Below are 9,409 nucleotides of genomic sequence, written 5' to 3' on the forward strand. Positions count from 1 at the left end.
GCGGCAGCGGCGGTGGCGGCAGCGGCGGTCCGGTGGAACCGTCTCCGCGACCCACGCCGCCTGGCTTTATCAGGCTCGCACCGTGATACGGAACCTGCCGCTGATCGCGTCGCGACGATCGGATGGCGGGTGCGGGCTGCGGTTGAGGCTTGGGTGGCGGTGTCGTGGTTGCGGCGGGGGGGTCCGCGCCTGTGAGCGCGCCCCCGCGCTGTACGCCAAGCGTCTTCGGTCCAGCGACCAGGCCGACACCGCTGAGGCACGCCTCGACCTGGGCGGCTGTGTGTCGGCGGCAGATCCGGGAGTTACCCCGGGATGCCGCTGCGGGAGGGGCAGACTTTCGCCGGTTTCCGGATCGGCCTAGTCGGCTCGGGCGGGATGGAACAGGTGGAATCCCCGGTCAACGACCCGCTCCCGTTCGCTGAATATCTCACCGGCCCATCACCCACACTTGACTAGCCTCAACTAGCTGGACCGGGCCTGCGTCGAGGGCTACCTGACATCGAACCGCACCCGCGGCCGGCGAGGGCAATGCGCCGCAGCCGGCCGCCGGGCGAACCATCTCCGCGGCGGTCGCCCCAGTCAGCGGTGCTGAGCCTGCGTAGCCTGCTCGACGACATCACCGAACTAAGCAGTGTCTTCGACTACGGGCCAGCTGGTACCTGGTTTAAAGTGCCGCTGGGCAAGGCCGGCCACCGGCGATGGGCGCCGAAATTGGCTCTTCCCTGCGACGACGCGGCTCAGCGGCTTCGCGGCGAGGTAACCGTGACCGGCTGCTGATCACGTCTGCTAGCTGTTGTGTTGCTGGCACCCAAAGTTGACGATCTTGCCGCCGGGCAGGCTGTTCAAGGCGCTAGCTTCGGCCGCGCTGCGCGTGGCGCCGCTTCCTCCCACGTAGGTCGAGCCGTCATAAGCGACCGCGCCGCACAATCTAAAGCCAACGATCACTTTGCAGTCCTGCTCGCCGCACCGCCCCAACGCAACTTGGTCGGCTAGCGTCTGAGACTTGTAACCCAGCGCTCTACCCCACGCACCACTCGGGGAATAAGCGATCGCACCATAGCGCATTACGTGGTGGGGCATTTGGGCCGCCATACCCATCTCGGCCAACGCCGCATTGTCGAGATTGGCGCCTACCTGCGGAACCAGCGGAAGCGCTATGATCATCAACCCTGCCGTAGCCCCCACGCTCGCGGTTGCAAGGGCGATCCGATGCCCTCGTTTCTTTATCATTTCCTAACGCCTTTCCTGAGGTTGCAGCACATCGGCTTGAGTGAGTTGAGATGGCGCTACGAAAGTGATCGCGCTGCCGTTCTTTAGGCTTGCGTCGCGCTATGGGTGGTGCGTCGGCTGCGGTGTCGGGCTCGCCGTTTGCCCGGGGGCCATCGATCCTCCCGGGCCCGTCATGCCGGGGCCCATGCCTCCGCCGGATCCCATCATCGGGCAGGTACCCCCGCCCCCGCCGTCGGAGATCCGTTGACCCCCATACGGCCCGTCTGTGGCTCGACCCAAAAAGAATCCCGAAAAAAAGATCACCGCCACAACGAAGACGACACCGGCAGTGATGCCCACCACGGCCCACAGTTGATCCAACCGGCCCTGCCGATCAGATCGATCCGAGTGCCGGGGCTGCTCTTCTGCGGGCGGTTCGATGGGTTGTGAAGTCTGCGTCATGCTCGGAACGATGCCACCTATATACCCCTTCGGGGTAGGGACTAAAGTCCCGAGATGCGCGAGGGCCTGCCCGACGTCGTGGGCGCAGCCCGCCGAATCGACACTCAGAGAGCGCTATCAAGCGTGCTGGCGACCGGGGAAGACCTTCCGCCCGCGCGAGGTGGCTATAATCCTTACCTGGGCAGGGTATAAACCCAGGCGATGCGCCTGGCACGCCGGCCCCTCTGGCCGGCGCATCGGCGAGTGAGGTGTGGTGGACTGGTCGTCCAAGTAGATTGGGCGTGGCTTCACGGTGTCACCGTGTTCCAGCGGGCGATCCACTCGCGCTCCTCAGCGGCTTTTTCCTCGTGGAATTCGCGTGACGGCTCGTGCAGGGTGACCGACGGTGCAGGCGGGTTGAGGAAGTTGCCCGCGCCCTTGGCCGCCTCATGTCCGCCGACCTCGACGTAGCAGGCGCCTTCGCCGGTGAACGCCAATTCGGGCACCTCGTAGCCGAGATGACGGGCCACACCGTAGGCGACCACCTCAGCCTCACTCTTGGCGAACACCGCTGCCTTCGGCAGCGGTTTGCCGTTGGGCAACGTCAACACGGTGGTGTCGCCGATCGCCCACACACCCGATGCGGTCGTGGCCAGGGTGGCGGGATCGACCGGGATCCACCCGGTCAGCGCCAACTCGGTGGAGACGACGGCAGCCGTTGGAGCGTGCGGCGGTACTACCGCGAGCAGGTCGAACGATTCGCTGCCGCCGTCGGCGAAGCGCAGCGTCCGCGCAGCCGCGTCGACGGCGGTGACGGTTTTGCCGGGATGGAATCCGACGCCGCGGGATTCGAGCATCCCGACCAGGGCCTTGCCGACCTCGGGACCGGCCACCGGCATCGGCAGCGGGTCCGGCGTGAACGTGTCTATCCACACCGCACCGCTGCTGTGCCTATCGCCGAGTTGGTCAGCGATCAGCAGCGCGGCCTCGAACGGTGCCGCCGGGCATTTGAAGGGCACACCGCCGACCAGCACCACCACCCGTCCCCGCTTCAGGTCCTGGACCAGATCGTGCAGCCGCGCCGCCCCGTCGAGGGTGTAGAACTGCCCGGCCACGTCAGAGGCCAGGGCTTCGGCCAGCCCGGGAACCTTGGCGGTGTCCAGCTCCGCGCCCAAGGCGATCACCAGTGCGTCGTAGCCGATCACACCGGCAATGTCGGTGCGCACGCCACGGCCCGCGGTGTCGATCGACTCGATGGTGGCCGCGACGAACTCCACCCCCGGCAACGCCGCCGCGGTGGGGCGGACCCGGACCTCGTCGGTGTTGCGCCAGCCGCGCAGCACCCACAGCAACGACAACCCCAGCGTGCCATCGAAACTGCGGTCCACCAGCACGATGCGGTCCCGCTCGGGCAGGATGGCCCGCAATCGGTCGGCGACGCTGAGCCCGCCGACACCGGCGCCGGCCACAACAACGGTTCTGTTCATCGGAGTCAGCTCTCTTCCATAAGGATTGGTGTTGCCGGGGTTCAGACGTTGATGACCTGGTCGGCCCACGCGGTCCACTCCGCGAGTTCGGCCATCGAGGAGCGCTGGGCACCAGACACCAGCCGGTCCTCGCTGATGGCGCGGGCGTCCATGCAGGCCCCGCAGTTGCCGATCACCCCACCTTTGGCGGTGAACGCGGTCGTCATCCTCGCCAGGTTGTAGTAGCCGTTGGGCACCGTCTGGCCCGCGGTGACCGAGGCCACGGCATCGGCGAAGTTGAAGATCCGCACCTCGTTGCCGGGGTCTGCATCCAACATCTGCCGCGCCCAGCGCACCCCGTTGTAGCTGCGTTCGGTGCCATACGGCGGGTCGTGCAAAACGAACAGGAACTTCACGTCGACAACTCGCTTCTCTGGGTTGGTTACACTCGACCTCATGAGCCGAGATCCAATATTCCATAAAACCATGGATAAAGGCAATAGCGAGGTGGTGGCGGACCGTGGCCTTCTGTACGAGCAGATTGCCCGCGTCGGCAAGGCCCTGGGCCACGGCAAGCGCCTGGAGCTGATCGACCTGGTCGCCCAGGGGGAACGCACCGTGGAATCGCTGGCACGGGCGGCGCGGCTCAACCTGACCACCGCCTCGGCGCATCTGCAAACACTCAAACAGGCCGGCCTCATCACCGCCCGCCGCGAAGGCACCCGCCTGTACTACCGGCTCGCCGGCGATGACGTCGCCGACCTGTTCGCCCGCATCCGCGTCGTGGCCGACCACCACCTCGCCGACGTCGCCACGACCGCCGCCGCGCTGCTAGGCTCCCAGAACGAAGCCGTCGCCCGCGACGAGCTGCTGACCCGCGTTGCTGACGGCGAGGTCACCGTCATCGACGTGCGGCCCCGCGAAGAATACGAGGCAGGACACATCCCCGGCGCGATCAGCATCCCGCTCGACGAACTACCCGCCCGACTGGCCGAACTGCCCGCAGACACCGACATCGTCGCCTACTGCCGCGGCGCCTACTGCGTCATGGCCCCCGACGCGGTCCGCCTCGCCGACACCCACGGCCGAGCGGTACGACGCCTGACTGACGGCATGCTCGAATGGCGACTGGCCGGACTGCCCGTCGAAACCTGAACCGACCGCCCGACGCCGCCTGCGCCCGAACGTCATTCGCCGTCGCGCGAGTCTGGGTCGCCCCGCGAGGCCCCCACGCTACGCCGCCGAAGCGACGCCGATTTGCCCCACGTCAAATGACAAATCCAATCCAGTGGAACGATTCTGGGTGGGCGGGGAGGCGCAGCGGGCGATGCCCGTCGCGGTGGAGTTCGGCCTCGATGTGGTCATGCTGGGCCGGAACTCGAGCGCGTTGTGATGGCCGATTTCGATGTGGTTGTCGAACATGTAGTCGCGCGGCCCGTGCTGTGGCGCCCGACAGTTGACTCCAGAGTTCGCTTCCGCGGCGTACCCCCCGGCGGGACACGAGCCCGCCGGGATGGCGGAAGCCAACTGCGTTGGGACTTCCGCCAAGCCCACGCTGGGGTTACTTGGCGTGCTCGCTGACCAGACCGGGCCAGTTGTTGTCCGCCTTGGCCACGTTCTGCTCATGGTCCTTGTCGAATTCCTTGCGAAGCTCCGCGTTCAAGATCACTGTCAGTTTGCCGTCACGCACCTGCCAGGTGTTGACGATGTCCACCGGGAACAGCGCACCAACCGAGACGCCGAAGGCGCAAAACCCTCCATATTGCGGAGCGTATTTTTCGGGGTTCTGCTCGAACAGCTGTTGGTGCTCTTTGGTGGCGAACATGTATAAGGCGCCCTGATGCTTCGCCGTGATGGTGGGATCGCCGTTTACCGGCTGCTCGTCGGTGAAGAACGCCACGGGGTCAAAGCCGTCGAGGGCGAAGCCGCTCGCGCCGGCGGTATTGACCAGGCTGGGTGAGGTGGTAGACGAAGTGTTCATGGGTCTTCTTTCTGTCCATTGGGTGTTGGAACCTCGCCGCACGAAAAGCGACGGGTAGTGATTGGACACTTCGTTGACCCGCAGCGTTACATCGCGCGGGCGAATATCGACGCGCCGTGGCCCGAGTTCGGCCACCCCTGTTCGGAGAAGAACGCGTCGGGCAGGTCGCGCGTGTGTGGTAGAGGCGACCGAGATAATCGGCGGCGCTGAGCATGTCGAGCCGAGGGTCGTCGGGGTCGGCTGCGGCGTCCTGCCACGCACGCACGGCGTGTTCCCGGTCGGGCAGTTCAGCGCTGGGCACGGGCAGCGGTGCGCTGCGCCGCCCTCCGTTGGTCCAGGCGGTGCTGTTGACGCCTGGCACCCGGTGTGGTCGTCAGACCGTATTCGCGCAGTGCGGCGCTGATCACACGCTGGCCGGCATCGACAAACATCCCGCCCATCTCAAAGCTGTGCCCCGTCAGCGCGTCTCGCTTGGTCCAGGCGCGCCCACCCGCTGCCTGGCCTGTATCGCGGCGGTCTGCACGGCCGCGGCAGGAAAACGTTCGGGCCGCGGTCAACCCGGCCAGGCCGGCACCGACGATAACGACATCAGCCGTGTCGTTGATCCTTCCGACAGATTCCGTACTCATAGCGTTGTGTCGTCCGATCATTCAAACGCGGTCATTCGGCTTGGCGGGCGAGATTGCTGCTGAGGAGTCGCCGGCCCACGTCGGTGACACCGTGCCTGGCGTAGTAGCGGTGTAGACGAGCGACATTGCCGCCGGTGGGTGCGACCACGAGTTCGAGCGCGCGGCAGCCGCGTGATCGGGCCCAGTTGATGCTGTCGATGAGTGCGGCGCCGATTCCGCCGTGCCGCGCAGCGGGCCGCACGAAGAGGTCCTCAAGTTCGGCGATGCGGCCTTGTTCGAGCCCGAAGCTCAGTGTGGTGATCGCCAAGCCCACGATCTTGCTGTCGCGGCCCTCAGCGACCGCGACGCGCGCGTCGGCCGAATCGAGTAGCTCCCCAAGGCTGTGTTGCAACTCTCGCGGCGGAGTGGTGAAACCCTCCTCCCGATAGAACGCAGCCGCCAGCCCCCAAGACGGGCATCAGTTCCGCGGTCCGCGCGGGGCCCACCACCACGCCACCGGTGCGTGTTTGCGATGCCATGATCGAACTCTCTTTCTCTGCGCGGCAACTGATCCGGGACCCGGACGACGTGATCGCGGGTCATGCCCTCATGGCATCGCTCTGGATCAGTGGCTCTTGCGGGTTAAGCAGCTGGAAGGTATGTGCTGCGATAGAGGGGGTAGTCGGTGTAGCCGACCTCACCGCCGCCGTAGAACGTCGACGGATCCGCGTCGTTTAGCGGCAGACCCTCCCGATATCGGCGCACCAGGTCCGGGTTGGCCAGGAACGGCACGCCGAAAGCGATGAGGTCGGCGGCGCCGTGGCGCAGTGCCGTTTGGGCGCGGGCCAGGTAATAGCCGTTGTTGGCGATGTAGGTCCCGGCGAAGTTCGCGCGCAGCGATCGATAGTCCATCGCCTTGGTCGTCGCGCGGCGATCGATGCCGCCGGCCTCCACATCTGCGGTCATGTCTCCCTCGAGTACATGCACATAGGCCAGGTCGTGCCGGCCCAGGTCGCGGATGATGTATTCGAAGTGCTCCTGCGGGTTGGAATCAGCCATCGAATTGAAGCTGTTTTCCGGTGTCAGGCGCACCCCCACCCGCCGCGACGGCCACTCCGTGCACACCGCGTCCAGGATCTCGGCCAACAGCCGCGCACGGTTTTGCACGGTTCCCCCGTACGCGTCGGTTCGGTGGTTGCTGCCATCGCGCAGAAACTGATCGATGAGGTAACCGTTGCCCGCATGTATTTCCACACCATCGAAGTCAGCCCGCTGGGCCATTGCCGCGGCATGCCGGAACTGCGCTACGACCCCGGGAATCTCGCGGGTCAGCAGTGCGCGCGGAGTAACAAAATCTTGCATACCCGCATATGTCATGGCTTGTCCGGCCGCACGCTGGGCTGACGGCGCCGCGGGGGTCGCATTCCCTGGCAGCAAACTAGGGTGCGAGATCCTCCCACAGTGAAACACCTGTAGAAAGATCCGGCCTCCCGCGGAGTGCACCGCGTCGGTGACCCGCAGCCAGCCCTTGGCTTGGGCGTCGGTATATATGCCCGGCGTGAACGGGTAGCCCACACCGTCCGCAGAGCTGTGCGCGGATTCCGCGATGATCAAACCGGCGCTGGCACGTTGCTGATAGTAAGCCACCGTCATCGGCGGTACGACGCCGACGCGGTCGGCGCGATTTCGGGTCATCGGTGCCATGACCATCCGGTTGGCAAGCGTTAAGTCACCGAGCCGAAACGGCTCGAACAAATCCGCGGACATTTGATCCTCCTAGGTCACTTGGTGTGCGGGTCGGCTAGGACGATTCGTCCTAGGTAGTCAAGACGGCGATGCGAGCACGTGGTCATGAGTTCGTGCTGTCCACCGACGTTTGCGGGCACCGCGCGGTTTCGCCGGTGCCGCCGGTGGCAGTGCGGGATGCTGGACGGCGGGGGTCTGCAACCAGGTCGCAGACGACCCGCCCGCCAGCCATCACGGTCAGGGCACAGCCGCAGCAGGTTTCACCGCGACGATGAGATGAGACTGCCACTGGGCCGCGCGGGGTTGTGGGTGTCTGCGAGTTTCCAACCGACGAAGATGCTCAGGGCGCCGTAGATCAGGTGCAGGTAGTTGTCGGGTTCGCCCACGGAGTGGATGTTGACCAAGCCGGCGAGGCCGCTTACGCCGAGCGCGAACGCGCCCAGCAGCCCGATACCCAAAGCGACGTTGACCTTGCGTGTGATCGAGGGGATGAGCCCCGCGCCCAGCCATATCAGCCCCAGCACCAGGTGAACGACGTTGTGCAGGGGGTTCACCGCGAGGATCACGATTTTTGCGTGATGGTGGCCGGTGAAGTCGGCGAACCCGGTCACCGCGAAGCCGATCACGCCGGCGGCCAGGTAGATCACCGCAGAGGCGTAGGCGAAGAGTTGGTTGCGAGTCATGGCAATGCCTTCCGAGAGCGGCCCGCTGGTCGCGGGCGTGCATCGGTATGGACTCGCCTACGGCGCGCGGTGTTACAGATCAGTCCGAACCGAGTTGGCGGAACTCGGCGATGAGCGCGTCGAAGTTGGCGGGCCGGATCTGCACCGACTCGTCGCGCGCTGTTGCCGCGATCCGGATGGTGCGCCGGATCTGGTCCACGTACACCCGGCAGGCCTGGCATCCGCGGGTGTGCTGTTCGAAGCGATCCAGGTCTGACTCGGCAAGCGCGTCCTCGAGGTACTCGGTCACCAGCGCCACCGCATCCGAGCAGGTGATGCGCAATTCGTTGGTCACGAAGTCGTCGCTAGTGGTCATGGAAATACTCCTCCAGTACGGCGCGCAGGGCGGTGCGGCCACGGTGCAGCAGCACTCGCTGGTTGACCGCGGAAATACCCAGGGCCTCGCACGTTTCCGCACTCGACCAGCCCTCCAGATCGCGCATCGCAACCACCTCGCGTTGAGCACCAGGCAGCTTCTGTAAGGCGTCGATCACCACCGAGCGGACTTCTGCCGACATCAACTGCTGCTCGGGCAGCAATTCCCAGCGGGCGGGCACGTCGCGCCAATGGTGGGCACCAAGCTCGGGATGGATTAGCCGCTGCGGATCCACGGATGGGTGTGGGTCGGCCTCCGGCCCGGCGATCGCGAACGGCACAATGCTGGCCTCCTTTCGGGCCAGGGTTCGCACCCGGTTGAGCACCACGCGGAACACCCACGTTCGAACGCTGGCGCGGCCTTCGAACCTGGCGATGGAACGCACCACCGAGGCCCAGGCGTCCTGCACCGCGTCTTCGGCCGTTGCCCGCGACACGTAGACGCTGGCCATCCTTACCAGCGGCGCGTGCAGTGTTTCCACTAGGGCGCGAAACGCGTGTCCGTCACCGGCCTTGAGCGCCGCGATCAGATCGGCTTCGGTCGCCCATCGCTCATCGGCGACGGTTCGCGCAATTACAGCCACTGCGTGTCGAATCCTTCACTGCACCGGCGATCGGGTTACCGGCGGTGTAACGCGGCAGCATGCCGCGGTGTCCAAACTCTACCCGCCGCGCTCCCGCCGGCGCGGTCCCAACAGATCGACACCGTGGAGGAAACTATGAACAATCTGCCCCTCGTGACCGACGAGAAAGCCTCGCCTGAACAGGTGACGGCGTTGTCTGCCGTCAAAAAAGCTGTGGGCGCGGTTCCCAACCTGACTCGAGTGATGGCCAACAGCCCGGCGCTGCTGCACGGCTACC

14 protein-coding genes are annotated in these 9,409 nt (G+C 65.9%); 3 read left to right on the top strand and 11 right to left on the bottom strand.

Going from position 1 to position 9,409, the window contains the following annotated elements:
* Positions 1–86, top strand: an 86-nt coding sequence (locus F0Q45_RS29545) for a hypothetical protein (RefSeq protein ID WP_262491104.1), incomplete at its 5' end; no start/stop codon positions are given.
* A gap of 226 nt (positions 87–312) precedes the next feature.
* Complete coding sequence (locus tag F0Q45_RS29550; RefSeq protein ID WP_262491101.1) at positions 313–456, top strand: hypothetical protein; 144 nt, start codon at positions 313–315, stop codon at positions 454–456.
* Positions 457–786: 330 nt separating this feature from the next.
* On the opposite strand, the gene F0Q45_RS21430 is transcribed toward F0Q45_RS29550, so the two are convergent.
* The 4 genes from F0Q45_RS21430 to F0Q45_RS21445 form a co-directional block, all read right to left on the bottom strand.
* Positions 787–1,164 carry a DUF4189 domain-containing protein gene (locus F0Q45_RS21430; protein ID WP_262491102.1) on the bottom strand — a complete coding sequence of 126 codons (378 nt, stop codon included), beginning with the start codon at positions 1,162–1,164 and terminating at the stop codon, positions 787–789.
* Between the two features lie 165 nt (positions 1,165–1,329).
* Positions 1,330–1,671, bottom strand: a complete 342-nt coding sequence (locus F0Q45_RS21435) for a hypothetical protein (RefSeq protein ID WP_262491103.1) — start codon at positions 1,669–1,671, stop codon at positions 1,330–1,332.
* A gap of 287 nt (positions 1,672–1,958) precedes the next feature.
* Positions 1,959–3,137, bottom strand: coding sequence for an NAD(P)/FAD-dependent oxidoreductase (locus F0Q45_RS21440; RefSeq protein WP_149655848.1), 1,179 nt, complete (start codon positions 3,135–3,137; stop codon positions 1,959–1,961).
* Positions 3,138–3,178: 41 nt separating this feature from the next.
* Positions 3,179–3,574: a DsrE/DsrF/TusD sulfur relay family protein gene (locus F0Q45_RS21445; RefSeq protein WP_149655849.1), complete on the bottom strand. Its 396-nt coding sequence runs from the start codon at positions 3,572–3,574 to the stop codon at positions 3,179–3,181.
* Between the two features lie 28 nt (positions 3,575–3,602).
* Between F0Q45_RS21445 and F0Q45_RS21450 the strand changes: the two genes are divergently transcribed.
* Positions 3,603–4,271, top strand: a complete 669-nt coding sequence (locus tag F0Q45_RS21450) for an ArsR/SmtB family transcription factor (protein ID WP_149655858.1) — start codon at positions 3,603–3,605, stop codon at positions 4,269–4,271.
* A gap of 406 nt (positions 4,272–4,677) precedes the next feature.
* On the opposite strand, the gene F0Q45_RS21455 is transcribed toward F0Q45_RS21450, so the two are convergent.
* The 7 genes from F0Q45_RS21455 to F0Q45_RS21485 all read right to left on the bottom strand — a co-directional run bounded on the left by F0Q45_RS21455 (position 4,678) and on the right by F0Q45_RS21485 (position 9,132).
* Positions 4,678–5,232 (bottom strand): YHS domain-containing (seleno)protein, encoded by a 555-nt coding sequence (locus F0Q45_RS21455; protein WP_149655850.1) that lies wholly within the window; start codon positions 5,230–5,232, stop codon positions 4,678–4,680.
* A gap of 152 nt (positions 5,233–5,384) precedes the next feature.
* Positions 5,385–5,726 (bottom strand): FAD-dependent oxidoreductase, encoded by a 342-nt coding sequence (locus F0Q45_RS21460; RefSeq protein ID WP_188113076.1) that lies wholly within the window; start codon positions 5,724–5,726, stop codon positions 5,385–5,387.
* Positions 5,727–5,757: 31 nt separating this feature from the next.
* Positions 5,758–6,168 (bottom strand): GNAT family N-acetyltransferase, encoded by a 411-nt coding sequence (locus F0Q45_RS21465; protein WP_149655852.1) that lies wholly within the window; start codon positions 6,166–6,168, stop codon positions 5,758–5,760.
* Positions 6,169–6,347: 179 nt separating this feature from the next.
* Positions 6,348–7,472, bottom strand: a complete 1,125-nt coding sequence (locus tag F0Q45_RS21470; RefSeq protein WP_149655853.1) for an alkene reductase — start codon at positions 7,470–7,472, stop codon at positions 6,348–6,350.
* Positions 7,473–7,711: 239 nt separating this feature from the next.
* Positions 7,712–8,134, bottom strand: a complete 423-nt coding sequence (locus F0Q45_RS21475; RefSeq protein WP_149655854.1) for a DUF4383 domain-containing protein — start codon at positions 8,132–8,134, stop codon at positions 7,712–7,714.
* A 79-nt stretch (positions 8,135–8,213) separates the two neighbouring features.
* Positions 8,214–8,489 carry a zf-HC2 domain-containing protein gene (locus F0Q45_RS21480; protein ID WP_149655855.1) on the bottom strand — a complete coding sequence of 92 codons (276 nt, stop codon included), beginning with the start codon at positions 8,487–8,489 and terminating at the stop codon, positions 8,214–8,216.
* Positions 8,479–9,132 carry an RNA polymerase sigma factor gene (locus F0Q45_RS21485; protein ID WP_149655856.1) on the bottom strand — a complete coding sequence of 218 codons (654 nt, stop codon included), beginning with the start codon at positions 9,130–9,132 and terminating at the stop codon, positions 8,479–8,481. The genes F0Q45_RS21480 and F0Q45_RS21485 overlap by 11 nt, the downstream gene beginning before the upstream one ends.
* Between the last annotated feature and the right edge of the window lie 277 nt (positions 9,133–9,409).

Origin of the sequence: Mycobacterium simiae (assembly GCF_008370645.1) — a bacterium.
Lineage (GTDB): Bacteria > Actinomycetota > Actinomycetes > Mycobacteriales > Mycobacteriaceae > Mycobacterium > Mycobacterium simiae_A.